The organism is Sphingobacterium anhuiense (genome assembly GCF_042686355.1).
GTDB lineage: Bacteria > Bacteroidota > Bacteroidia > Sphingobacteriales > Sphingobacteriaceae > Sphingobacterium > Sphingobacterium anhuiense.
Genome location: NZ_JBHUPE010000001.1, coordinates 658,972 through 683,903 on the forward strand (window position 1 = coordinate 658,972; position 24,932 = coordinate 683,903).

The following is a 24,932-nucleotide window of genomic DNA, read 5'->3' on the forward strand; positions in this document are numbered from 1 at the left end:
GCTAATTGAGTATTGTAAAAATCAATTCTGTCAGGATATCTTTAGTACTCGTATTACCGCCTACATTCATTCCTTTTGATTTTAAATCTGCATCTTTTAATGCTTCGATGATTGTAAATGTTTTTCTTCTATTGTAGTTACGTGCTGCAAGTTCATATTCTTTCATAAAAAAAGGATGAACACCCAACTCTTTAGCGGCTGTGCTTTTATCAATAATATAATGATATTTTAAGACCTTCGTAAAATATCCAGCTATATTACCTAGAACTAACACTAAAGGATTACTTTTTGGATTTGCGGCAAAATAATCTATAATCTGATATGCTTTAAATGCGTTACGTTTCGCTAAAGCAGTATTCAGTTCAAAAACATTAAAATCTTTTGAAATACCAATATTTTGTTCAATATCTGACACAACAATTTCTCTTTCCTTTGGTACATTGAGCATCAGTTTATTCAGCTCATTGACAATTTTAGAAAGTTCAGTACCTAAATATTCTGACAGTAGAGCAGCTGCTTGAGGGTGTATATTCCATCCCTGTTCTTTGATATAAGAAATAACCCATGCGGCTACTTTATCATCATAAAGTTTGTTTGATTCTACGACAAGGCCTTTTTTTTCAATGGCTTTGTATAATTTTTTACGTTTGTCAAACTTGCCATATTTATAATCAAACACCAAAACCGTACTCACTGTACATTGCTCTACATATTTGAGAAGCAATTCGTCATCCTTCCATTTCAGATCCTGAGCCTCTTTAATAATAATCAACTGGTGATCACTCATCATTGGATAACGCTTGGCAGCATTCACAATTGTCGAGAAATCAGTATCCTTTCCGTAAAGTACAGTTTGATCAAAACCTTTCTGAGCATCATTAAGAACCGTATGCTCTAATGCATCACTTATGACATCTATAAAATAGCTTTCCTCTCCGTGCAATAAATAGACCGGCTGAAATTTACGTTTTTTAATGTCTGTTAAAATAGGACTGATATTCATGATGCCACTAAATTACAACTAAAATGACGAACCGTAAAATTTGAATAACCGAATCCTATATCTCATCTATTTTGAATAATTCAAAAATTAGTATCTTTGTCCTATGTTTAACCCAATTCCGTTAAATTTACCGCCATATCCAGCGAAATTGACAAAAGAAAATGAAACCATTTTCATTTTTGACGATTTACGAAAAAAGAAGCTTGTTTTAACGCCGGAGGAATGGGTTCGCCAGCATTGGGTCCACTTTCTCCATATCAACAAAAAGTATCCTAAGTCCTTAATGAAGATAGAAGGTGGCTTACGACTAAATGACCTTCAAAAACGAAGTGATTTAATCATCTTTAATAATCAAGGAGAAAAGATAGTACTAGCTGAATTTAAGGCGCCACATATAAAAATTACACAGGCGACCTTCGAACAGATCGCTAATTACAATTCTATCCATAAAATCCCGTTACTCTTAGTAAGCAATGGATTGCAGCATTACTATTGTAAAATTGATTTTGAAAACAAATCATTTGCCTTTATAAAAGAGCTGCCGAGTTATGATCAACTTTAAGAGAATTGTAACTCATGTGTAAAACAAATGGCATATAGTATTTATTATTTAAAATATAGTTTTATATTAGTCTTATAAATTTGAATCACAAAGAATATGAATATAGATAAAAACGAATTCAGAAAATATGCAATCAAGCATCACAGAATTGGAAGTCAACATGTTGATGGATTTATTGCACGTGCGCAAGTAAACACACCTACAAACTTGACTCCATACATCGTAGAAGAGCGTCAATTAAACGTTGCTCAAATGGATGTATTTTCACGTTTAATGATGGATCGTATCATTTTCTTAGGTGATGGTATCAACGATCAGGTAGCAAATATCATTCAGGCACAATTGTTGTTTTTACAATCAACAGATTCCCAAAGAGATATTCAGATCTACATCAATTCACCAGGTGGTAGTGTTTACGCAGGTTTAGGTATTTATGACACGATGCAATATATCGCACCAGATGTTGCTACAATCTGTACAGGTATTGCAGCTTCTATGGGTGCTGTATTATTGGTTGCCGGAGCAAAAGGTAAACGTGCTGCATTGAGACATTCACGTGTTATGATCCACCAACCTTCCGGCGGTGCTCAAGGTGTTGCTTCAGATATGGAAATCAATCTTCGTGAGATGATGAAATTGAAAGAAGAACTTTACACTATTATTGCTGACCACTCAGGACAAACTTACGAATGGGTAGAAAAATCTTCTGACCGTGATTACTGGATGAAGGCTTCCGAAGCAAAAGACTTTGGAATGATTGACGAGATTTTACTTCCTAAAAAGGAGATTATTAAATAATAATGGCTAAAAATAATAATAGTGGCGTTCATTGTTCATTCTGTGGAATGAGTAAAAATGATGCCCAAATGCTTATCGCTGGAGATGGAGCTCACATCTGTGACCGCTGTATCAATCAAGCAGGCGAAATTCTAGCGGAAGAATTGAAACAACGTAAGAGTAAAACATTACAAACTGCGTTAAAACTCATTCGTCCTTTAGAGATAAAAGAACATTTAGATCAGTATGTTATCGGGCAGGATGACGCAAAAAAAGTGATCTCTGTTGCTGTATACAATCATTACAAACGTCTAAATCAAAAAGTTGATCAAGATGAAATTGAAATTGAGAAGTCAAATTTAATTGTTGTAGGTGAAACCGGTACTGGTAAAACCTTACTAGCCAAAACGGTAGCAAAGATTTTAAATGTACCTTTCAGTATCGTAGATGCTACGGTATTAACGGAGGCCGGTTATGTCGGTGAAGATGTTGAAAGTATATTAACTCGTTTATTACAGGCGGCAGATTACGATGTTGCTGCAGCTGAACGCGGTATCATCTATATCGATGAAATTGATAAAGTAGCACGTAAAAGTGATAACCCTTCTATTACCAGAGATGTATCTGGAGAAGGTGTTCAGCAAGCATTGTTGAAAATCTTAGAAGGAACAGTTGTTAACGTACCACCTCAAGGTGGCCGTAAGCACCCTGATCAAAAAATGATTGCTGTCAATACAAGCAACATTTTATTTATCTGTGGTGGCGCATTCGATGGCATTCAAAAGAAAATTGCTAATCGTCTTCGTACACAGACAGTAGGTTACAGAATGAATGAGGATGATGCAGAAATTGATTTAAAAAATCTTTATAAATACATCACACCTCAGGATTTAAAAAGTTTTGGTTTAATACCGGAATTAATCGGAAGATTACCTGTATTAACGTATTTGAACCCATTGGATAAAGAGACACTATTAAGTATCTTGACAGAGCCTAAGAATGCGTTAATCAAACAGTACAGAAAATTATTTGAATACGAAGGAATTGAATTAAAATTTGATACCGAAGTCTACAACTTTATCGTAGACAAGGCTGATGAATTTAAACTTGGAGCTCGTGGTTTAAGAAGTATTTGTGAGGCTATTATGCTCGACGCAATGTTTGAAATTCCTACGTCAAAGGAAAAGACGAATCAAAAAGAACTGCATATTACGTTAGAATATGCGACGAAAAAATTTGAAAAGTCGGACATCAAAAAATTGCAAGTCGCTTAAATAAGAAATCCCTCGCTTACCGCGGGGGATTTTTTTTGACCGCACAAATTTCTTCCCATCGGCCCTCCTTCAAATAGGTTAAATTATTAAATTGATGAATTATGGCAAAAAGTAAAAAAAACGTAGATAGCCCTATCACACCAGGTCTGAAATCAAAAGAAGAAATTGTTCACAACTGGTTACCACGTTATACAGGAAGACCTTTAGAAGAGTTTGGTAATTATATTTTATTAACAAACTTCTCAAAATACGTCACTATTTTTTCTGAAATGCATGACAATGCACCTATTTATGGTGAAGATAAACCCATGCAAAGTGTTACGGCAGGCGGAATCACTATTATCAATTTTGGTATGGGGAGTCCGATGGCCGCAACCGTCATGGATCTATTGTCTGCTATTGCACCGAAAGCAGTCTTATTCTTAGGAAAAACAGGGGGATTGAAGAAAAAAATTGGTGTAGGAGAACTCATCTTACCAATTGCAGCCATCAGAGGAGAAGGTACATCCAATGACTATTTCCCCGCTGAAGTGCCTTCATTACCGTCATTTGCATTGCAAAAAGCAATATCAACTACTATTCGCGATCACTCCAGAGATTACTGGACCGGAACAGTCTATACAACCAACAGACGGGTATGGGAGCATGATAAAGACTTTAAAAAATATTTAAAAACGATACGTGCTATGGCTGTTGATATGGAGACAGCCACTATTTTCAGTGTCGGGTTTGCAAACAAAATTCCTACGGGTGCTTTATTACTTGTTTCCGACCAACCTATGATTCCAGAAGGCGTAAAGACTGCTAATAGTGATGTAAGTGTAACAGCGAAATATGTAGATGCTCATATCAGTATTGGCATTGATGCGCTTAAGCAACTTAAAAATAATGGGTTGACTGTGAAACATTTGAAATTCTAGGAAACAGACATTTTTTGGTATTTTTGCATAAACAAACAGTAAATTTATGTGGTATAATAACATTTTAGAAACAATAGGAAATACTCCTCTTGTTAAGCTAAACAAAATCACCAAAGATTTAAAAGGAACCATCCTAGCGAAGATCGAGACCAGTAACCCTGGCAATTCGATTAAGGACAGAATGGCACTTAAAATGATTGAAGATGCAGAGCAAGCTGGCTTATTAAAACCAGGAGGAACAATCATTGAAGGAACTTCTGGAAATACAGGTATGGGATTAGCCATGGCTGCTGTTGTCAAGGGCTATAAATGTATTTTTACCACAACAGATAAACAATCCAAAGAGAAAGTCGATGCTTTACGTGCCTTTGGCGCAGAAGTGATCGTTTGTCCCACAAATGTGGACCCTGAAGATCCACGCTCCTATTATTCAGTATCGAGTCGTCTGGAACGCGAAGTTCCCAATAGCTGGAAAGCCAATCAATACGACAATCCTTCAAATGCGCTGGCACATTATGAACAAACTGGTCCTGAAATATGGGAACAAACTGAAGGGAAAATCACCCACCTTGTCGTGGGAGTTGGTACTGGTGGTACCATTTCAGGTACAGCCAAATATTTGAGAGAGCAAAATCCTAATATTAAAGTATGGGGAATAGACACGTATGGGTCGGTATTTAAAAAATATAAGGAAACCGGTATTTTCGATAAAAATGAAATATACCCTTACATAACAGAAGGTATCGGTGAAGATTTTTTACCGCAAAATGTTGATTTTAGTTTAATTGATCTTTTTGAAAAAGTTACCGATAAAGATGCTGCATTAATGACGAGAGAACTGGCTCGTAAGGAAGGAATTTTTGCCGGAAATTCAGCTGGATCAGCATTAGCAGGTCTTATTCAATTAAAAGATCGCTTAAAAGAAAATGATGTTGTTGTCGTTATCTTCCATGATCACGGTTCGCGTTATATGGGGAAAATGTATAATGAAGATTGGTTAAGAGAACGTGGCTTTCTAGAAGATGAGAAACTCAACGCAAAAAGTATCTTAAAAAGAAGAGGTGAGCAAGCAATTGTAACAGCAGATGTTGAACAAACCGTCTTTGAAGCGTTCAACTTCATGAAAACACTGAATATTTCTCAAATACCTGTAACACAGCAGGGAATGGTGGTCGGAAAAATAACAGAGTCTGATATTTTGAATGCTCTTTTAGAAAATCCATCTCTGAAATCCTCGTCAGTACAAGAAGTGATGACAAAACCCTTTCCCTTTGTTGACTTAAATACATCGATTGATAAAATATCGGCTTTGATCAATAAAGATACTCAAGCTGTATTGGTAGAAGATGAATTCGGAAAAATTAATATCATCACACAGTATGATATTATCAATGCAATATCTGAAGCATAATTAAATAAAATTGTATAAAAAAAGCCTTATTGTTAATAACAATAAGGCTTTTTTTATGATAAGCAATTAAACTATGCTCCCATTGCATTCGCACTTTTGCGGAATGTATATGAGTTGAAAATTTGTCTTCTACCAAATCTTGGACGAGACTCAGCATTAATGAATTTCGTGTACACTGTTTTTGGAACACCAAAATACTCATAAGTACTTTTATCCTGAAATGTAACGCGTAATGTCTGACCCTTAAATTCAAAATCTTCAATAAAAAAGTTATTGATCGTATTGTTATACTCTTCTAAATTTGCTTCATGTGTCTCAGGAGAAATACTAACTAAGAAGTGGTAAGCCTCAATAATTTCTGTACTTTTTAACTCAGCTTCCTCTTTTTGTACTTCATCTTGAAATTTATCCGGATGCCAAGCTTTGATTAAGTCACGATATATCTTTTTTAACGTCGCTAAATCTTCATTTTTTGTAATACCAAAAATCTTTTTGGATTCACCTATTCTTTTCATAATATTTATTTTTCCCTATTCCAACCAAACCATATTGATTTTAGGATTTGCAAAAATACGTCAATTATATTTTAGAATGAACAATTGTATGTTAATTTTTTGTAATTTCATATTTTACATACATAAATTATGTATTTAACTTAGCAATACTGCCGAAAAGTCAAGTATAATCACCGCCCCTATGAGCTCATAACGAGCTTAATCTGTCACAAAAAGATTTCCGTTGTGCATAAATGCGTGTACATAAGACATTCTAGAGACTGCTTCGGCTGAGCAGGTCGCATCTACAAAAACAAGGTTAGCATCATCATTCGCTTTTGGCCATTGTTGTTTTCCTTCATCGTCTAAAGGCAAGAGTTGCTGTGTTGCAAAGCGTAGCGTACGTGAAAGCTGCAATTCGGTCGCATATCCGTATAGCTCTGCTATAAGGTTTGCTTTTTGCAGCATATTACCCGTACCAAATGTGCTCCAATAATCCTGTACATTATCATTTCCGATCAGCACATTTACTCCATGTTTTTTTAATGCTGGAATAGGCATCGGACGTCCTTTAAATGGCACAGAAGAAGCAATACCCACTTTTGCAAAAGCCAATTTCTCAGCAATCTCTTCAACCTCCTTTGCATTCAGTTGTGCTAAAGCAAAGGCATGGCTGATAAATGTTTTCCCCTGTAACTGAGGATTTTCAACTGCTTTATCGATCAGATATTGAATTGTTTTCATTCCCGAAGGACCTGCTTCATGAAGATGAATATCTATTCCTTTATTATTATCCAATGCCAACTGTACAGTAAATTCCATAGGCTTCTCTATGCTTCCATCAATACTGAGTGGGTCAAGTCCGCCTATAAAATCAACCCGATCAGACTTCGCTACTTCTTTCATAATAGGAGCAGAATCTGTATAATAAAGCCCGTGTTGCGGAAAAGCAACAAGCTCCGCTTGAAAGGAATCTTTTTGATGTTCGAGCGCTAGCAAAAGATTTTCAAAAGATTGAAGCCCAGAGGTCGGATCTACATTAAAATGGGTTCTCGCATAAGTTGTACCATATCCCTGCAATAAAGCAATGAGTTGCTCGGCACGTGCTGTGGAGGTTGTCAACAATCTGGGAATGATCTCTTGCTCATAAGCAATCATATCTGCAACCGTTTTTCTTTTTGGAGATAGTGCTTGCCATGGTAAACCAAATAAAGTTTTATCGATATGAATATGCATGTCTTTAAAAGCAGGCAACATCAGCCTTCCTTTCATGTCTACAGCTTCTTCAGCTGCATTATTAGCTTTTATAGCTATTATCTTTCCGTTTGCAATTTCAATACAGAAGAGATCAGTAAGAGTACCGATTACCTCTTGGTTTTCATATTCGAATCCGGTCTCTAAACGAACATTTTTTAGTGTGTAATGCCCTTTGGCAATTAATTTATGAGATGGCAACATAAGATAAATGATTATATAACAAATATAAAAATCAACTACTGACCGATTAGGTACAGATTATGCCAACTGTTGTCAAAATTATCCTTGTTCTTTAAATTGAGATGGTGTCATTCCGGTATGACTTTTAAAAAACTTCGAAAAACTGGCGTGATCATAAAATCCTAAATCATATACAATATCCTTAACACTCATTTCCGATATTTTAAGCAAACGTTTTGCTTCTAATAAAATACGGTCATGAATCAATGTCGATGCGGCGGTATTAATCACTTTTTTACTAACTATATTGAGATAATTAGCGGAGATATGTAATTTTTCTGCATAAAAAGCTACCGACCGATTTGATTTAAAATGAAGATCGATGAGCTGTACAAATTTTGAAATAATCGGATTTGAATGATATTTCTCAAAATCATTGAATGTAATCTCAAAAGACTTGCGCAATAACAAACCGATCAATTTGCTACGTGTCTGAATAATTTCCCAAAGAATATTTGTTTCTTGCAATTCCTGTTCTATAGCTCGAAATTCATAAAACAATGCTGTATAAAGCGATCTAGAAATTTGAAAAACAGGATGTTGCTGGTAATAAAGAGAGGAAAATCGAAGATCGGGGAGAAAACTTTCAAACCATTCACGGCTAATCATCAATTGATAACAGACCGTATCTTCATCAAATTGCCATTGATGAACCTGTCCTGGGAATAAAAAATGAACCTGCTGAGATTCGATCACATAATTTTTAAAGTCAATGCTGTGGGTACCACTCCCCTTCTCAAATAGCAGAATAATTAAAAAATCATGCTTATGTGGTTCAACAATATGACGAGCACCTCTGATCTCATGAAACAATAAATTTGTAAATCCTGAGGGTGCTTCAGTAAATTCTTGAATATTTAAAACTGGAAAATAATCGTGCTGGTTATCCATTTCTCCTCAAATTTAGTAATTCAATTTACTAAAAACAGAGGAGAATGGATTATAATCAACCATTTTTTTAATCTTGGGATATCTTCACCAATTCACCTTTATGTACCAAAGTCTCCACATCAGAGATCCGTGATACTGCTTCTGCAGAACAACTCGCCTTGATCAACACAAAATCGGCCTGATCTCCAACATTTGGCCATTGTTTTACACCCTTATCATTTAGAGGTAAAGTTCCTCCCGTTGCTATCTTTAAACTTCTTGACAATAAAAACTCTGACGAATATCCATACAACTGTGCCATCAGATTAGCTTTTTGCAGAACACTTCCCGTTCCAAAAGTATTCCAATGATCCACAATACTGTCATTTCCGGTCATTACCGTAACGTTATGTTTATATAAAGTAGGGATCGGCATAATTAAACCTCCAAAAGGAATAGTAGAAACAATACCGATTTGAGCAGCTCCTAATTTTTCAGCAATCTCCTCTTGTTTTACTTTATCAATCTTTCCTAATACAAAACAATGACTTAAAAATGTTTTACCCTTCAATGTAGGATTCTCATTAACCTTATCAATCAGATACTCCACTGTTTTCAATCCCGATTCTCCAGACTCATGCAAATGAATATCTATTCCTTTTTGGTTATCCAATGCCAACTGAACTGTAAAATCCATTGTTTTTTCAATTTGTCCATCAATAGAATACGGATCTACGCCACCTATAAAGTCAATATCCATTTGAGCAGCTTCCTTTAAATAAGGAACACTATCTGTATAATATACGCCGTGTTGCGGAAAAGCGACGATCTCAGCACTAAAACTTTTATGTTTGTTCTCAAGCGCTTTTTGTAGATTTTTTAGCGACTGCAACTTCGAAGTAGGTTCAATATTAACATGACTGCGTGCAAATCCTGTACCTTTCGACTGTAATAATTCGATCAGTTTCTCAGCTTTGAAAGTTGAATTCTTCAATAAATCGGGAAGTATTTTTTGTTCTAAAGCAATCATGCCCTTCACGCCGCCAGCTCCACGTCTTATTGCTTGCCACTTGTCACCATAGAAAGTTTTATCCAAATGGATGTGCATATCTCTGAAAGAAGGCAACATTAATAATCCTTTTGCATCAATAGCATCTGCGTTGGCTTGATTGGAACCGATTTTTGATATTTTACCATTTTCAACTTCAACATAAAACAAATCCGTTTTAGTACCAATTACATCAGCTTCATCATAAATAAAACCAGTTTCCAAACGTACATTCTTAAATTTCAGCATTTTACTTTTTATTTCTATATGCATTGGATTGATAGATTTAGCGCTCAATGTGCTTAACGGAAGAGATGCGCCAGCAACAGCTATAGCGGCATTTTGTATGAATTGTTTACGGGATAAATGGTTCAAATTATTCACTTTCTTTTTTTTGTTATAAAATTACAAGTAAACTAAATCAAAATAGAGGTACGTTTTATAACAATACTTGTCTGATTTATTCCAATTGATCTCGTAAGATTTCCATCGTAAAGTAACCATTAGTAATATCATCTTCCTTTAAGAAATCATGTTGCTCTTCACGAATCTTAACATAATATTTCCCTTTAAATAATGCCGGTAAAAGCTCTTCAATTTCATATACATCATCGACATCGATACCATATTTATCATCAATATGCGGAGAAATATGATGTTTAAAGAAAACCGTTTCTTTTGCGACTTCCTTTGCTTCCTCCAAGTTATAAGCAACAACCATTTCCTTATAATGATACTCTTCCATATCATTGGGTTTATACCCTCCCATATTAACAAAATAGAGTTTCAAGCTTCCATTGTTTACAGGCTCTTCCGAGATTGAAATTTGATAAGATCCGACTTTTGTCACTGCTCGCCAGGCATCAACATGAATCTCCCCTTTTGCCTCGGGCCAATAGGCTTCTATAGATGGAGCCAGTTCTCCCAAACGTTCCGCAATACCAAAATAGATATCATGCTGTTCAACATGTCTTCCAGATGGCTTACATCCTAATAATAACATAAAAAGATTCATATACTTCCTTCGATTAATTATACTTTTATTATCATTACTTTTATAAGGTACAATTAAAATCTAATGAGAACAAAAAATTTATTCCTTCTACTCATCATTGCTATCCTATTTCCTTATAGCACCAGTGCTCAGCATATTGACAAAAAATTAGACCGTCAATTAAGAGCCTTAACACAAGACTTTCATGGAGATATCGGTATCTATGTAAAAAATCTCAAAACCCAAAAAGAGGTACTTATCCAGGCTGACTCCATTTTTCCAACAGCCAGTATCGTAAAAGTTCCTATACTAGCAGGTATATTTGATAAAATCGAAAAAGGAGAATTGGCACTGGATCAAAAATTTACATACCGATCATCACAGCAATATGGCGGTTCAGGTCTGATGCAATTTTTTAAAGACAGCAGTGAAACAGATCTTGCCACTATGATAGGTCTCATGATTTCTTACAGTGATAATGTCACCTCTATTTGGAATCAGCAACTAGCAGGAGGAGGTTCGAACATAAACCAACTCATGGACCAGTTAGGTTTAGTCAATACAAAAGTTAATTCCCGTACCGAAGGTCGCAATGAGATCTGGAAAAAATATGGTTGGGGACAGACTACCCCCAGAGAAATGGCAACCTTAGTAGCGCTGATTTTCCAAGGTAAAGTTGTCAGCACAAAAGCATCGGATAAAATGTACCGTTATTTAGGAAATATCTTTTACAACGAACGATCCCTTTCTCAGATACCGGCATATGTAAAGACCGCATCTAAAACAGGCTCTGTTGATGAAGCCCGCGGTGAAGTTGTACTTGTAAATGCCCCTAGTGGTGATTATGTATTTTGTGTATTGACAAACAACATTAAAGATCAAAGCTGGACTAAAAATAATGAAGCTGAGGAACTCACCAGAAAGATCTCACATTTATTATGGAATTATTTTGAACCAAAAAAAACCTATACACCTTAAACTATAAGCTAAAGAATGAATAAAGCGAATTTTCAATTTTGAATATCATCTCGCTGTCGTAATTTTGATTTTTCTACATAGGTTCAAAATATTCTACTAAATTTACTTTATGAGTATCTTAACACAACATTTTGAGACGGTTCATAATACCGCACCATTTTCTAAAATAAATAACGAAGACTATATACCTGCATTTGATCAAGCTATTGCTAGCACTAGAACTGAAATTGATGCCATAGCAAATACCGTTGAACCTGCTACTTTCGACAATACGATTGTTGCATTGGCATTTTCGGGAATGTCTTTAGATCGTTTATCAACTATTTTTTTCAATCTACATTCAGCGGAAACCAACGACGAATTAGAACAGATCGCTCAAGATGTTGCTCCAAAACTTGCAGCACTTGGCAATGATATCACGCTTAATTTTGATCTGTTCAAAAGAATAAAGCAGGTTTATGATCAAAAAGAACAGTTGGATTTAACATTAGAGCAAACAACTTTATTAGAGAAAAACTATAAAGATTTTGTTCGCAATGGGGCGCTTCTGTCTGATGATAAAAAAGAGCAGCTTCGCGCTATTGATACCGAACTCTCGCTACTTAAATTAAAGTACGGGGAACACGTATTGGCCGATACCAATGCTTATGAACTTCATATTACAGATGAAGCTGAGCTTGCTGGTTTGCCAGACGGAGTCAAAGAAGCTGCAGCCGGATTAGCGAGATCTCAAGAAAAAACAGGTTGGATCTTTACCCTAGACTATCCAAGCTATATCCCGTTTGTCACCTATGCCGAAAATCGTGAATTGCGTAAAATAATCACTATTGCCGCCGGTAAAAAAGCATATCAGGATAATGAAAATAATAACGAAGAGATTGTATTAAAAATTGCGAAACTTCGATTTCAACGCGCACAACTTCTAGGCTATCAAACGCACGCCCACTTTGTATTAGAAGAACGTATGGCACAGAATCCAGATAAGGTAAACGCATTCTTAGATGATTTATTGACCAAAGCAAAACCAGCGGCAAAAGATGAATTTCACGAATTAAGCTCTTTTGCCAATGAAACTGATGGTATTGCTATTTTAGAAAAATGGGACGGAGCTTACTATGCTGAAAAATTGAAGCAAAAGAAGTTTCAGCTTGATGATGAGCAATTAAAACCTTATTTCAAATTAGAAAACGTACTGCAAGGAGCATTTGAAATTGCAGGAAAATTATTTGGTTTATACTTCAATGAAGTGCAAACTATTGACAAGTACCATAAAGATGTACAAACATTTGAAGTAAAAGATGATTTGGGGAATTTCATTGCAGTTTTTTATGCTGACTTTTTTCCAAGAAAAGGTAAACGCAATGGTGCCTGGATGACTTCATTTAAACCACAATATAAAAAAGATGGTAAAAATGAACGTCCACATGTTTCAATCGTGTGTAATTTCACTCCTGCTACTGAAACCAAACCGTCGCTTTTAACATTTAATGAGGTAACAACTTTATTTCATGAATTTGGTCATGCTTTACATGGTATGCTAGCAGATACCGTTTACCCTACGCTTTCAGGAACTGCGGTGTTTTGGGATTTTGTCGAACTGCCTAGTCAGATCATGGAAAACTGGTGTTATGAACAAGAAGCATTGGCGCTATTTGCTAAGCATTATGAAACTGGAGAACCTATCCCAATGGATCTTGTTACAAAAATTCGTGAGAGTGCTTCCTTTTTAGAAGGTATGGCTACACTTCGCCAACTCAGCTTTGGAAAATTAGATATGGGCTGGCATGGTCAAGATCCTACAGCGATCGATAACCTCAAAAATTTTGAGAATAAACAGTTTGCATCGACGCAACTCTATCCTGATGTTACTGAAAATGCAATGAGCACATCTTTTTCCCATATATTTAATGGCGGTTATTCTTCAGGTTACTACAGTTACAAATGGGCTGAGGTTTTAGATGCAGATGCGTTTGATTACTTTAAACAAAATGGCATTTTTAACAAAGAGATTGCAACTAAGTTTAAAAATACCGTTTTATCCAAAGGTGGCACTGAACATCCAATGAGTTTGTACAAACAATTTAGAGGCCAAGAACCGAAGGTAGAAGCTTTATTGAAACGTGCTGGTTTAATAAAGTAAATATTTGCCAATGCATAAAAAAAGGATGCTCTATGATCGTAAGGCATCCTTTTTTTATTATTCTTTTTTTTAAATAGTCCCTATTTTGTAGGCTCAGCTTTTTCGTCACCTGCCGTATTTTTATCGGTATTTTCTTTTGCAGCACTGACCGTTTTTGCATTATTATCGGGAGCAAGGCTTGGGTGTGTCACCGGACTTCCTTTAGCTTCAGAAGGTGATACAACAGGTTTAGCTGCTTCCCCTGATTTTGTGCTATCAGTAGCCTTTGGCGCTGCCTTTGTAGTAGCAGGTTTAGCTACTGGCTTTGATGCTGTTGCTGGTTTCGAAACATTAGTTGCTTTTGTAGCTACTTTTACAGGAGCTGGTTTTGATGCTGTTGTAGCAGGCTTACTTGCAGTTGCGACTTTTGGAGCTTCCCCTACCTTTGGCGCAGTTTTCGCAGGAGCTGGTTTTGATGCTGTTGCTGTAGGCTTACTTGCAGTTGCGACTTTTGAAGCTTCCGCTACCTTTGGTGTTGCTTTCGCAGGAGCTGGTTTTGCTGCTGGCTTCGATGCTGTTGCTACAGGTTTACTTGCAGTTGTGGCTTTCGGAGCTTCAGCTGCCTTTGGTGTTGCTTTCGCAGGAGCAGGTTTTGCTGCTGGCTTCGATGCTGTTGCTGCCGGTTTACTTGCAGTTGTGGCTTTCGGAGCTTCCGCTACCTTTGGTGCTGCTTTCGCAGGAGCAGGTTTTGCTACCGGCTTCGATGCTGTTGCTGCAGGTTTACTTGCAGTTGTGGCTTTCGGAGCTTCAGCTACCTTTGGTGTTGCTTTCGCAGGAGCAGGTTTTGCTGCCGACTTTGATGCTGTTGCTACAGGTTTACTTACAGTTGTAGACTTAGGGGCCTCAGTAACCTTTGGTGCTACTTTTGGAGGATCAAGTTTAGCGACTGGTTTTGATGCTGTTGCTACAGGTTTACTTGCGGTTACTGGTTTAGTAGCTTTTGGCTTATCATCGTCTTTTTTTACTTCGATATTTTTTTCTGCTACGGCTTTAATATCCTTTTTCTTACTTTTAGAGACTTCACCTTTTTTTAAAGACTTACTATCCTTTAATTTCTTCTTTTTATTCTTATCAGATTTAATTGCATCATCATTCTTATTAGAAGTAACTCGTTTGATCGTTTCATCTACATGAAAAAAAGGCAATTTTTCCTGAATCTCCGAAAGTGTTTCTTTCACTTTTTTATTCAGCTTTTTATATGCCTTTACTAATTTAGATTCCTCTTTTGAAGTCACTTTCTTAGATGATTTCTTTAGTTTGCGCGGTGTTTTCGATTTTTCTGCAATTGTTTTTACATTGCTTACATCAGCTGCGAACTTCTTTTTAGCAACTGGAGTAGACGCCTTTTTATTTGTCTTTTTCGAATTTTTAGATTTTATTTCCTTAGCCATGTAGATTTATTTTTTGATTCAATGAATATTTCATCCTTATAACAATTCTGATTAACAATTGTTTGTATATCAATATATGTAAGATACAAAATATATTGTATTCCAAGCGTGTATATTCCTTCATAATTGAAATAATATTTGTATTTTTGTAATCTACATAATTGGGGTCGACCGGAATTGACAGGATGGAGACGGTTATGTAAGCATGCAGTGCGTTGTTAGTAGAGCACTTTAATCGGAACTTTCACAATTACAACTGGCGAAGAAAACTACGCCTTAGCTGCTTAAGTTAGACTTAACATAGCTATTTGTCCCGTTAGATCCTGTTCTTTGGTTTAACATTCGGGGCATCGAACAATAGAACTGGCAGGTGTGATTTTGCTAATCACTTGTAAGACTCAGCAAATACGGCGTACGGTATAGGTCAGCAACTCACCTTCCCTCGCTCGACAATTAAAGAGAAGCTAAGCATGTAGAAAGCGTACACAGTACCATGACTGGACGAGAGTTCGAATCTCTCCGGCTCCACAAATAAAACCGCACTCAGTTTAACTGAATGCGGTTTTATTATTTTATGAGAAATTACAGCAAAAAAATGTACGACGTCGGGATCTAAACAAAATTGATTAATGAGAATGCTTACGAAGTAATCTCATACCCAGCACAATAGAACCACATATACATAAGTTGTACGAATTTATTATCTTTATTAAATGCAAACCGAATTTGAAAAACTTCTAATTGACTCCTTACTGCAGGGCAAAACACAGCCTGAAATTGCTCGCGAACTCAAAGAAAAGGGGCATAACCCTTACAGTTTATCATCAATTGAAAAAACACTAAATGATCTTAAGCGTAAGCATAATGCACATACCTTATTTCAATTAGGCGCAATCATTACCCTAAAAAGGTATATAAATAAAAAAGAGTAGGTATTAGCCTACTCTTTTATAATTTGATGCCTCTAATTCAATAAGACGTTCAATACCTTTTCTTGTAATATCATAGCATTCATAAGGACTTTGCCCAATTTCAGGCTTAAAACTTCTAATAAAACCAGTCCTTTCTAAGATTGCCAATTCATCTTGAAAAGATTCATTTACCATCAAGGGCTGAAGATCTTTGTCTTCTTTTACCAACTGTAATATTTTAACTGCTAACTGTCTCATATTTTTAGAATATTGGGAAAGCTGAATTACTTTTATCTAAATATACCAGTTTGCCCGTTCAAAAACAACAGTTTTAAAGTACTGTAAATCAAAAATAACATTTTAATAATCCATAAATTACAATCCGTTAATATCTAAAAAAGATTTCTTTAAAACTTTGTATCACGCCTAACTTTATTAAATGACACAGTTCCTATCAGTTGCTTATGTAATACTTGAACCATTGAAGAAGTACTAAACAAAAGAGATCTTTAGTGGCAATGATGTAATCATAAAAAAATGGTGTTGAAATATGGGAAACTATTCGAGTTTCCCATATTTCAACACTTTAACAAACAATAGTAAATACCCTGTTAGATATTAATAAATTACATTTTTTATACTCCACAAGTGTAAACTAAAAAGCGGACAAGACTAGCTGTCCACTTATTATCAGTATAAAACAATAGTAATCTGCTTCGATACTTATTCGCACGCAGTTCGGGAAAGCTTCGGGAAATATCAACTGTGCCTCTACTGTTCCTATTCTGTTTGTATACTGTGCCTCTACAAAAACAGTAGAGGCACAGTATAGGCAAGGTGGAAAAACAGTAGAGGCTTTCCGAAGAAAGGGCGAAATAGACCCGAATAAAGGCTGAAAGTGCATCGTCCTATTATAGCTATACAGATTTATAAATTATTATTGATATTATGATCCACGTTGTTTTATAAATACCGCTTCTGCTACACATAATTTATTTTTATTTTTGCAACGTTGCTTTTCCGGAATTTCCGCAGTTTTCCGGAGTATTTTCCAACCTGTTTTGGCGTTAGAAAATTTATGCTGCATATGTCAACTACGCAATTAAATAGAAATTTTAATTCAATTCAATAATTGATACCCCATTAAATAGATAACTTAATTATTTCCTTTCGGTAAATCGTGTAAATGCATGCTACATAATAACCCCGGCTCAAAAAAGAAAAGCTCAACAAAAGTTGAGCTTTTCTTTTTTGAGAGAAATTAAACCTTAAACAAGGTTCAAATAATCGCCGTATCGGTAATTAATCTGAATAACTATTGCTTTTTTCTTTTATATTCCCTGAAATACAAAAGGCTTAGCATCTAAAAATTTGTCTGATGTTTCTCCTGCATAAATTTGATTTTTATCCAATGCCAGTTTTTTTATTTTTCCATTCTTGCTAAAATCCAATTTTTTCAAATCTACCCAGATCGCATTCGGACTTAGTGCATCTTCAAAATAATAAACCAGATTCTTTTGGTCTGAAACTGTTCTCCATCTAGTTGTTGATAAATTAGGAAAACCCTCAGTAGAAATACCATAAGGTACGGAACATTGCCTAATTACACTAAACGCACTCGCTACAGCAATTCTGGTATTATCTGTTTGCGGGACAGCTTTAATATAATATGACGCTCTAACATAGCGATCCGCAGCGCGGTTTGTTCCAGGGAGAAATATATTTCCAGGAATACCTTTCCAATATTCATTTATCGCAAGTTGTTCTTCAAAAATCGGATCATTAGTCATTACAGTATAAGCAGGATCATGGTGTATGACTAATTTTCCGTTAATGTATTCAAGAATAGCATTGTCTCCACTAGCATCTGACATAGAAAGATGGACAGTAGTAAACTTATCTGTTCCTGGGATAAAGTCTGTAACAACAACAAATTCTTCTTTCTTAAAATGTTCGACAGCTTCAGCTACTGTCGCGAAGTTATCTAGCGCATATTGCGCCCATAGTGAAACAGCCAAGCCATTTTTCCCGGCAATATCTTTGGAAAATTCGGGATATTTAGAGCTTACTAGCCAAAGCATATTAGCAACCAGCCCCTTTTCATTCATCCCATCCGATATTGCAATGTCCCAAGAACTAGTCGTCATGCTCCCATATTTTGAAGTCCATTTAATCGTATTCTTTCCAGTACTTCCATCGCGCTCGATTCCTCTTGGGAATAGCCATAAGTTAGAAGGAATCGGAATGGAAAAATCCATACTTCGCGCTGTAATAATTGTGCTGTTTGGACCTTTATAAACCACTCTTGTACAACCTTCTGCTTCTATTGATGAGGCGATTAAAGTTGCGGTTAAAATCAAAGTGCTTCCAATTTGTTTAATACATGTTTTCATGACTACTAATTTTATTAAGATAAAAATGTTTAGTTCTTAGACTACAAAAGAAAAATAGATATGACACCTTCGTCATATATAATGACTCATCACTGCAATTTAAAAATATTTTTTCGATTAAAAAGAAATTACATATAAATTAAAAAAAATATCCTATAACAGTTGTTTTAAATCTACTTTATAGATGATAAAAATTAAATATTCGGTAGCAACTATCGTTCAATGTTACATAAAATGCTTATTTAAGTAAAACGAAGTAACTGACCTTGCGAAGGTCTTTTATTAAAACTAACACATATAAATAAAAAGGAATCTCTATTTTAACAAAAATGAAGCTTTGTTTCAAATTTTACAGATATTTACGACATTAAGGACCTATTCGTACCTTAAATTGAATAAAACTTATTACAGAAAGAATTACAAATACAATTTAAACCGAAATTTCAAAATATGAAAAAGTATTTATTGCTTTTGTTTACTGTCCTATCATTTGCAAACGTGATGGCGCAAAAGAACACAGATGTTTCCTTTCAATTACAGGGAATAGTCAACATACCAACTTATGATTCTACCAACCGAATGATTTATTTGACTTATCAAAGTAAAGGACAGGCAGTATTAGACAGTACAGTTATTAAAAACAACAAATTTCATTTTAAAAGTACTGCCGATGTAGATGTTCGTGCCACATTACAATTTACAAAGCCCAATACTTCACCCAATGCTTTAGCAGATCCTAATTCCTTATACTTATATCTTTCACAAAGCATCGTAAATATTAATGCAAAAGGCTACCTAAGAAAGGCAATAATTACAGGTTCAACCACCAACGATGATTATATGGTTTTCAAAAAACCTTATCTAAAGATTGACACTGCTTTAAGATTACTAGGATGGGAGAAGAGAAGAGTGAAACCAGAAGATACGAATCAAAGTAAAATTGTTGATGCAAAAATTGACAGTGTAAAAAACCACAAGCTTGCACAGCTTTCAGAGTTTTTATCAGCAGATATTACCAAACCATATGCGGCTGAAGCATTGCAAATGTATGTAAGCACTGATGGGTCTGCTTTTGACCTCGATAAAGCACAGCTATTTTTCGATCAGCTACCTAAGAAACAAAAAATAACTGTATTAGGTAAGGATATAACAGCCAGTTTAATAAAACTAAAACAAAAAATCGTAACCATCAATATTTTAAAGAATGTTGATTTTTTTGATGGCTATGCCCAAACTGTTAACAATTCTGTTCCTAGAGGTGTAACCCGCATCACTAATTCCGAATACCTATACCAGCTAAATCCGAGCGAAATAAAGCAAATCGGCAATAACCTTAAGGTTAAAGTTACAATCAAAGCGGGCTGTGATAATTACGATAGAATTGGCCGAGTGACTTTAGTCGTTATGCCAAAAGGTGAGAAATTTGACAAGGAAAAGGGAGAACAGTTTGAAATACTACGTATTATGACACCATTCATGTACCGAAGTCGTCATCCAGACCATATACCTTACGAAGCTCAAATAGATCAGATGATCAGTACGATCAAACAAACCGATAAAGAAATGTATCTCGTAACAGAAGTATTTGGAACTACCGGAGCAGGTCAAAGAGAAGTAATCGGATGCGATGGTTCATTATTAACGTTCAACGTATCTGTTGATTTAATAAGCGACAAAAAAACAACCTTATCTTCGGAAAAAGCAATTTCCCTATTAAGCTACTACAGTTTAGATGGAAAGGACAAAACAGCTGGAAAAAATAGTAAAGAGATAGAATTTGAATTATCTGAAGACACCAAGACGACTGTTCTTTATCTTATTTCATCTGGACATGGTGCAGCTGAAGGTGGAGAAGAATACAATTGGAGACAGCACATTATTGATCTGGATGCTAAAGAATATATACGTATAGATATGAACCAGGACTGTACACCTTACGAAATCTATAATACGCAACCTAATGGCATATATTTCGGAAACATCAGTAAAGAACGTCGTTCTTGGTGCCCAGGAGGCCCAGTTCCTACTCGTGTTATCAATTTAGGACCACAAAGAAAAGGTAAGCATAGCATAAAGATAGCAATACCAGATGCCGAATTTGAGAAAACAGACAGTAAATATTTAGTATCTGCTTATTTGATAACCCAATAATATCAATAATAAGCATTATTGATATGCAAAGGCTGTCTCTCAAGATAAGAGACAGCCTTTGTACTTAAATCGTAATATTACTTCAGCACTTTCAACAACTTCTACCTGTTTAAATTCTCCTTATAACTTTAGACAATTATTCTACCGCTTTATAGCTCTTAGCAGTAATATATGTGACAATAGTGCTATAGGAACGATAATTGTTGGCAGCAATGCATAGGGAAAACAAAGAACGGCAACATTGGGCTGATCAAAACTAAATTGCTGTATCGGTACCGGGGAGGAAAATATCCCTATAAGGACAACGGAAATCAGCGAAACAATACCAGCATAATTCCACAGTGTAAATACCCAATTATTCAAGATAGATTTCCTGAATAAGGAAATAACCAGAAACACAACACTGAATATCCCTATTATAATATCAAAATTAAAACCTTTAAAAGTCATAATCTGAGGAATTAGTTTTTCGAGATATAACTGATAAAGATAATACTCAATCACGATCCTAAGGGATTGAATTATCAATAATAACGTGACGTTTACCCGAGCACTCTTCACTTTTCGATATATAGCAAAATGCAACAAAATGCTACCGATTAAAGCCATTATAAATAATGGTGGATAAACCCTAAAAATACCTGAAAAAGACAGGCCACCAATGATCGTTGTCAAGATCCCATTCAGGATCAACATCGGCTTATTTCGCCCAATTGCAAAATAAAAAATAACAATGAAAAGAAACGCCAGTCCTAAAAAAAGAAAACCGAACATATTTTATGATAATATCTATATTTAAAATTTTAAATTATTACTATAAATTTAGTGATACCTTTTTAATAATTCTACTGCTTCAGAATAACGAAATTAAATAAATTTTAAAAAAACTTATCAAATACCGCTTAAGGCATTCAATAATGAATAAAAAATGCATGTTTTTGATTATATAGTACATTCTTCTAAAAATATCACGTGTTAAATTTGTTACTGGAATGTCTTGCCCTTATGGAGCAAGTTGTAATGTTTGTACATAAATCATACTGATATGATCACCAAGTTTTGCGATTATCACGCGCATTAAGTGCAAACACAAATTATAAACTTTAAAAATATTGAAATGAAAAAAATAGCATTTCTATTTACATTACTCTTTTATGTAACAATTGTTTGTGGTCAGCAAATCGACTTAAAAGGAGTCTGGAAATTCCAACTAGACCCTGAAGATGTGGGTGTAACAAAAAAATGGCAGTTAATAGACTTCACAGAAACACTAATCTTACCAGGTACCTTAGCCTCCAATAATCAAGGTTATACAATAGATAAGGATACAAAATGGACAGGACGCATTATTGATTCCACCTGGTTTAAATCAGATCGTTATGCAAAATTCCGTGAAAAAGATAATTATAAAACTATATTTTGGTTACAACCCAATAAAAACTATGTAGGTCCAGCATGGTATAACCGTGCTTTTACGATTTCCAAGGCTATGAGCGATCAGGAACTTGTATTGCATCTGGAGCGCGCTCATTGGGAAACCACATTGTGGATCGATGGCAAACAGATCGGTATGCAGAATGCATTGGGAATACCCCATGAATATAATTTGGGTAAACTAAAAGCTGGGAATCATCACATTAGCATACGGGTTGACAATCGCATTAAAAATATTGATGTCGGTATGAACGCCCACAGCATTTCCGATCATACCCAAACAAACTGGAACGGTATTGTGGGACAATTACACATACGTGCTATTCCAAAAATAGCAGTTACGCAAATTGCAGTGTATCCTGATATAGAAAAGAAAGAAGTACGTATCGTACTTCAAACAGATAATAAATCTCAATCTTCTAAAAATATAAACTTTATATTACAGGCATCTTCCAAATTCACGCCAAAAGTCCACAAACCTGCAAGTATTGAGGTTCGGGAGGTAATAGCTCCGGGGAAAAATAAAACGGAGATGGTCTATCCAATGGGAAATGATTTTTACAAATGGGATGAATTTACTCCATTTTTGTACCAACTTTCTGTAAAAATGCAAGATGAACACAATACGAAAGAGTACCAGACCTCGTTTGGAATGCGAAAACTAGAGATATCAGGGACACAATTTAAAATTAATGATCGATTGACATTCCTCAGGGGTACTTTAGACTGTGCTGTATTTCCACTAACTGGCTATCCGCCTACTGAAATAGCCGAATGGAAACGCATATACAATGTAGTCAAAAGTCATGGATTAAATCACGTCCGGTTTCACTCTTGGTGTCCTCCAAAAGCTGCTTTTGAAGCAGCAGATGAACTGGGTATATATATACAGGTAGAAGGTGGCGGATGGACTTTAGTGGGTGGAGGAAACGGTTTTGACAAATGGATATATGAAGAATCCGAAAGTATATTGAATACATACGGGAATCATCCTTCATTTATACTGTATACTTACGGAAACGAACCTGATGGAAAAAACCAAGGAGGTTTCTTAGGCAAACTTGTCGACCACTTAAAGAAACATGACAACAGACACCTCTATACATCGGGTGCAGGATGGCCGGATATTAAAGAGAATGAGTTTTATAATGCCATGTATCCGAGACTTTATGTATGGGGGGATGGTCTTAAAAGCTATAACAACGCCAATCCGCCTTCCACAGATTTTGATTGGTTGAACATCACTGGAAAATATAAAGTACCTTATATTTCTCATGAAGTGGGGCAATGGTGTGCATACCCTAATTTTAAAGAAATAGATAAATACACAGGAGTATTAAAAGCACATAATTTTGAAGTTTTTCAAGAAACACTTCAAGCAAACAAATTAGAACATTTAGCTGATAGCTTTTTGCTTGCTTCAGGTAGACATCAGGCAATGACCTATAAAGCTGATATTGAAGCTGCTCTGCGCACTCCTGGATTTGCTGGCTTCCAACTCCTTGGACTTAGTGATTTTCCTGGTCAAGGTACTGCATTGGTAGGTGTACTCGATGCTTTTTGGGAAGAAAAGGGGTACATATCACCTGAAGAATTTAAGACATTTTCTGGACCTACCGTACCTCTGATCAGGCTTCCTAAAATGGTTTACAATAATGATGAAAGTTTAGATGCATCTGTAGAAATTGCCCATTTCGGAAAAGATGATATCAAGGATATTGTTCCAATTTGGAATCTCACACAAGCTGACGGCCGTATTATAGCGAGCGGAAATCTCGATAAACAGACGATACCTTTAGGAAATGCGCATATTTTGGGTCATATCAAATATCCTCTTCGAGAAATCCTTGTGCCCATGCAATTGAAACTTACTGTACAGGTAGGATCAAATCGTAACAGCTGGAATATCTGGGTCTATCCAGCGGTTTCACTCTCTTATGAAGGCGATGTACACATAACCGACACCTTAGATCAACAAGCGTATAGCATTCTTGAAAAGGGCGGAAAAGTTTTATTTTCGCCCAGAGCAGGAAGTATTAAAAAAGGAAACGGTGGTGAGATTGTGATGGGATACTCCCCTATCTTTTGGAACACAGCTTGGACAAATAAGCAACCACCTCATGTAATGGGTGTACTGGTAGATCCTAATCACCCTGCTTTAAAGCTATTTCCGACAGATTACTATTCTGATTTCCAATGGTGGGGACTGGTCACCAATGCCAATGCTTTGAAACTGAAAGAGCTCGGCGAAGACGTTAAACCCATTGTACGAATTATAGATGACTGGTTTACAAACCAATCGTTAGGACTAATCATCGAAGGGAAAATTGGAAAAGGTAAAATAATAATTTCATCCGCAGATCTACTCCAAAATCCAAACAAAAGATTAGAGGTAACGCAAATGAAAAAATCAATATTGCATTATATGAATTCTGTGTCATTCAACCCTCAGAACAATTTTGAAATCGATAAAATCAAAAAACTGTTTCCGTAAAATCTGACTACAGATTAAGGCTACCTTCGTACCAGGTAGCCTTAATTGTTTAACAAACTTACTGTATTAAGCAAATATTGTCATCCTCAAAAAAATCACTATTTTTACCCAACAATAAGAGCAAAAGTGGGTTGTCCAAAGCATATAGCTA

General features: G+C 35.7%; 21 protein-coding genes and 1 other RNA gene. 11 read left to right on the top strand and 11 right to left on the bottom strand.

Annotated elements, in window-relative coordinates; all coding sequences use genetic code 11:
• Position 1: 1 nt before the first annotated feature.
• Positions 2–1,003, bottom strand: a complete 1,002-nt coding sequence (holA, locus tag ACFS6I_RS02895; protein ID WP_380918068.1) for a DNA polymerase III subunit delta — start codon at positions 1,001–1,003, stop codon at positions 2–4.
• A gap of 103 nt (positions 1,004–1,106) precedes the next feature.
• On the opposite strand from holA, the gene ACFS6I_RS02900 reads away from it, so the two are divergent.
• The 5 genes from ACFS6I_RS02900 (at position 1,107) to ACFS6I_RS02920 (ending at position 5,947) form a co-directional block, all read left to right on the top strand.
• On the top strand, positions 1,107–1,565 hold the full coding sequence (locus ACFS6I_RS02900; protein WP_380918070.1) for a type I restriction enzyme HsdR N-terminal domain-containing protein: 459 nt from the start codon (positions 1,107–1,109) through the stop codon (positions 1,563–1,565).
• Between the two features lie 96 nt (positions 1,566–1,661).
• A complete protein-coding gene (gene clpP / locus ACFS6I_RS02905) occupies positions 1,662–2,363 on the top strand; it encodes an ATP-dependent Clp endopeptidase proteolytic subunit ClpP (RefSeq protein ID WP_132773685.1) in 702 nt (233 codons plus the stop codon).
• 2 nt (positions 2,364–2,365) lie between these two features.
• Entirely contained in the window at positions 2,366–3,616 is a 1,251-nt protein-coding gene (clpX, locus tag ACFS6I_RS02910) for an ATP-dependent Clp protease ATP-binding subunit ClpX (RefSeq protein ID WP_132773687.1), read from the top strand.
• Positions 3,617–3,717: 101 nt separating this feature from the next.
• Positions 3,718–4,536, top strand: coding sequence for an AMP nucleosidase (locus ACFS6I_RS02915; protein WP_021188870.1), 819 nt, complete (start codon positions 3,718–3,720; stop codon positions 4,534–4,536).
• 46 nt (positions 4,537–4,582) lie between these two features.
• The gene (locus ACFS6I_RS02920; RefSeq protein ID WP_380918073.1) at positions 4,583–5,947 is read left to right on the top strand and encodes a pyridoxal-phosphate dependent enzyme; all 1,365 of its coding nucleotides are present in this window, start codon (positions 4,583–4,585) and stop codon (positions 5,945–5,947) included.
• A gap of 71 nt (positions 5,948–6,018) precedes the next feature.
• Here ACFS6I_RS02920 and ACFS6I_RS02925 read toward each other — a convergent pair whose 3' ends face one another.
• From ACFS6I_RS02925 to ACFS6I_RS02945, 5 genes are all read right to left on the bottom strand, one after another.
• Complete coding sequence (locus ACFS6I_RS02925; RefSeq protein WP_132773691.1) at positions 6,019–6,462, bottom strand: KTSC domain-containing protein; 444 nt, start codon at positions 6,460–6,462, stop codon at positions 6,019–6,021.
• A 198-nt stretch (positions 6,463–6,660) separates the two neighbouring features.
• On the bottom strand, positions 6,661–7,899 hold the full coding sequence (locus ACFS6I_RS02930; protein WP_380918075.1) for an amidohydrolase: 1,239 nt from the start codon (positions 7,897–7,899) through the stop codon (positions 6,661–6,663).
• A gap of 78 nt (positions 7,900–7,977) precedes the next feature.
• A complete protein-coding gene (locus ACFS6I_RS02935; RefSeq protein WP_132843299.1) occupies positions 7,978–8,829 on the bottom strand; it encodes an AraC family transcriptional regulator in 852 nt (283 codons plus the stop codon).
• A gap of 67 nt (positions 8,830–8,896) precedes the next feature.
• The gene (locus ACFS6I_RS02940) at positions 8,897–10,240 is read right to left on the bottom strand and encodes an amidohydrolase (RefSeq protein WP_346596847.1); all 1,344 of its coding nucleotides are present in this window, start codon (positions 10,238–10,240) and stop codon (positions 8,897–8,899) included.
• Positions 10,241–10,316: 76 nt separating this feature from the next.
• Positions 10,317–10,871, bottom strand: a complete 555-nt coding sequence (locus tag ACFS6I_RS02945; RefSeq protein ID WP_132773696.1) for a DUF1543 domain-containing protein — start codon at positions 10,869–10,871, stop codon at positions 10,317–10,319.
• A 63-nt stretch (positions 10,872–10,934) separates the two neighbouring features.
• Here ACFS6I_RS02945 and ACFS6I_RS02950 point away from each other — a divergent pair, with 63 nt between their 5' ends.
• Together ACFS6I_RS02950 and ACFS6I_RS02955 are read left to right on the top strand one after the other, a co-directional pair.
• Positions 10,935–11,828: a serine hydrolase gene (locus tag ACFS6I_RS02950; RefSeq protein WP_380918078.1), complete on the top strand. Its 894-nt coding sequence runs from the start codon at positions 10,935–10,937 to the stop codon at positions 11,826–11,828.
• 109 nt (positions 11,829–11,937) lie between these two features.
• Positions 11,938–13,968, top strand: a complete 2,031-nt coding sequence (locus ACFS6I_RS02955; RefSeq protein WP_380918080.1) for a M3 family metallopeptidase — start codon at positions 11,938–11,940, stop codon at positions 13,966–13,968.
• An 80-nt stretch (positions 13,969–14,048) separates the two neighbouring features.
• On the opposite strand, the gene ACFS6I_RS02960 is transcribed toward ACFS6I_RS02955, so the two are convergent.
• Positions 14,049–15,398: a hypothetical protein gene (locus ACFS6I_RS02960; protein WP_380918082.1), complete on the bottom strand. Its 1,350-nt coding sequence runs from the start codon at positions 15,396–15,398 to the stop codon at positions 14,049–14,051.
• A gap of 163 nt (positions 15,399–15,561) precedes the next feature.
• Here ACFS6I_RS02960 and ssrA point away from each other — a divergent pair.
• Both ssrA and ACFS6I_RS02970 read left to right on the top strand, forming a co-directional pair.
• Positions 15,562–15,929: a transfer-messenger RNA gene (gene ssrA, locus ACFS6I_RS02965) on the top strand.
• Between the two features lie 182 nt (positions 15,930–16,111).
• A complete protein-coding gene (locus tag ACFS6I_RS02970; protein WP_132773706.1) occupies positions 16,112–16,330 on the top strand; it encodes a helix-turn-helix transcriptional regulator in 219 nt (72 codons plus the stop codon).
• A gap of 3 nt (positions 16,331–16,333) precedes the next feature.
• Here the strand turns inward: ACFS6I_RS02970 and ACFS6I_RS02975 are convergent, their stop codons facing one another.
• The 3 genes from ACFS6I_RS02975 to ACFS6I_RS02985 all read right to left on the bottom strand — a co-directional run bounded on the left by ACFS6I_RS02975 (position 16,334) and on the right by ACFS6I_RS02985 (position 18,702).
• Entirely contained in the window at positions 16,334–16,567 is a 234-nt protein-coding gene (locus ACFS6I_RS02975) for a hypothetical protein (protein WP_021190509.1), read from the bottom strand.
• Positions 16,568–17,255: 688 nt separating this feature from the next.
• Positions 17,256–17,396, bottom strand: coding sequence for a hypothetical protein (locus ACFS6I_RS02980; RefSeq protein ID WP_380918085.1), 141 nt, complete (start codon positions 17,394–17,396; stop codon positions 17,256–17,258).
• A 244-nt stretch (positions 17,397–17,640) separates the two neighbouring features.
• Positions 17,641–18,702: a linear amide C-N hydrolase gene (locus ACFS6I_RS02985; protein WP_380918087.1), complete on the bottom strand. Its 1,062-nt coding sequence runs from the start codon at positions 18,700–18,702 to the stop codon at positions 17,641–17,643.
• A 450-nt stretch (positions 18,703–19,152) separates the two neighbouring features.
• Here ACFS6I_RS02985 and ACFS6I_RS02990 point away from each other — a divergent pair, with 450 nt between their 5' ends.
• On the top strand, positions 19,153–20,853 hold the full coding sequence (locus ACFS6I_RS02990; protein WP_380918089.1) for a peptide-N-glycosidase F-related protein: 1,701 nt from the start codon (positions 19,153–19,155) through the stop codon (positions 20,851–20,853).
• 141 nt (positions 20,854–20,994) lie between these two features.
• Here the strand turns inward: ACFS6I_RS02990 and ACFS6I_RS02995 are convergent, their stop codons facing one another.
• Positions 20,995–21,627: a hypothetical protein gene (locus ACFS6I_RS02995; protein WP_380918091.1), complete on the bottom strand. Its 633-nt coding sequence runs from the start codon at positions 21,625–21,627 to the stop codon at positions 20,995–20,997.
• 343 nt (positions 21,628–21,970) lie between these two features.
• Between ACFS6I_RS02995 and ACFS6I_RS03000 the strand changes: the two genes are divergently transcribed.
• A complete protein-coding gene (locus ACFS6I_RS03000) occupies positions 21,971–24,781 on the top strand; it encodes a sugar-binding domain-containing protein (RefSeq protein WP_380918093.1) in 2,811 nt (936 codons plus the stop codon).
• The last annotated feature ends 151 nt before the right edge of the window (positions 24,782–24,932 follow it).

Bases quoted from the DNA above. Each gene is read 5' to 3' on its own strand.
- ACFS6I_RS02925 (WP_132773691.1), bottom strand. From the start codon at position 6,462: ATGAAAAGAATAGGTGAATCCAAAAAGATTTTTGGTATTACAAAAAAT.
- ACFS6I_RS02930 (WP_380918075.1), bottom strand. From the start codon at position 7,899: ATGTTGCCATCTCATAAATTAATTGCCAAAGGGCATTACACACTAAAA.
- ACFS6I_RS03000 (WP_380918093.1), top strand. From the start codon at position 21,971: ATGAAAAAAATAGCATTTCTATTTACATTACTCTTTTATGTAACAATT.
- ACFS6I_RS02945 (WP_132773696.1), bottom strand. From the start codon at position 10,871: ATGAATCTTTTTATGTTATTATTAGGATGTAAGCCATCTGGAAGACAT.
- ACFS6I_RS02915 (WP_021188870.1), top strand. From the start codon at position 3,718: ATGGCAAAAAGTAAAAAAAACGTAGATAGCCCTATCACACCAGGTCTG.
- holA (WP_380918068.1), bottom strand. From the start codon at position 1,003: ATGAATATCAGTCCTATTTTAACAGACATTAAAAAACGTAAATTTCAG.
- ACFS6I_RS02960 (WP_380918082.1), bottom strand. From the start codon at position 15,398: ATGGCTAAGGAAATAAAATCTAAAAATTCGAAAAAGACAAATAAAAAG.
- ACFS6I_RS02985 (WP_380918087.1), bottom strand. From the start codon at position 18,702: ATGAAAACATGTATTAAACAAATTGGAAGCACTTTGATTTTAACCGCA.
- ACFS6I_RS02995 (WP_380918091.1), bottom strand. From the start codon at position 21,627: ATGTTCGGTTTTCTTTTTTTAGGACTGGCGTTTCTTTTCATTGTTATT.
- ACFS6I_RS02935 (WP_132843299.1), bottom strand. From the start codon at position 8,829: ATGGATAACCAGCACGATTATTTTCCAGTTTTAAATATTCAAGAATTT.
- ACFS6I_RS02990 (WP_380918089.1), top strand. From the start codon at position 19,153: ATGAAAAAGTATTTATTGCTTTTGTTTACTGTCCTATCATTTGCAAAC.
- ACFS6I_RS02980 (WP_380918085.1), bottom strand. From the start codon at position 17,396: ATGCAGCATAAATTTTCTAACGCCAAAACAGGTTGGAAAATACTCCGG.
- ACFS6I_RS02950 (WP_380918078.1), top strand. From the start codon at position 10,935: ATGAGAACAAAAAATTTATTCCTTCTACTCATCATTGCTATCCTATTT.
- ACFS6I_RS02955 (WP_380918080.1), top strand. From the start codon at position 11,938: ATGAGTATCTTAACACAACATTTTGAGACGGTTCATAATACCGCACCA.
- clpX (WP_132773687.1), top strand. From the start codon at position 2,366: ATGGCTAAAAATAATAATAGTGGCGTTCATTGTTCATTCTGTGGAATG.
- ACFS6I_RS02920 (WP_380918073.1), top strand. From the start codon at position 4,583: ATGTGGTATAATAACATTTTAGAAACAATAGGAAATACTCCTCTTGTT.
- ACFS6I_RS02900 (WP_380918070.1), top strand. From the start codon at position 1,107: ATGTTTAACCCAATTCCGTTAAATTTACCGCCATATCCAGCGAAATTG.
- clpP (WP_132773685.1), top strand. From the start codon at position 1,662: ATGAATATAGATAAAAACGAATTCAGAAAATATGCAATCAAGCATCAC.
- ACFS6I_RS02970 (WP_132773706.1), top strand. From the start codon at position 16,112: ATGCAAACCGAATTTGAAAAACTTCTAATTGACTCCTTACTGCAGGGC.
- ACFS6I_RS02975 (WP_021190509.1), bottom strand. From the start codon at position 16,567: ATGAGACAGTTAGCAGTTAAAATATTACAGTTGGTAAAAGAAGACAAA.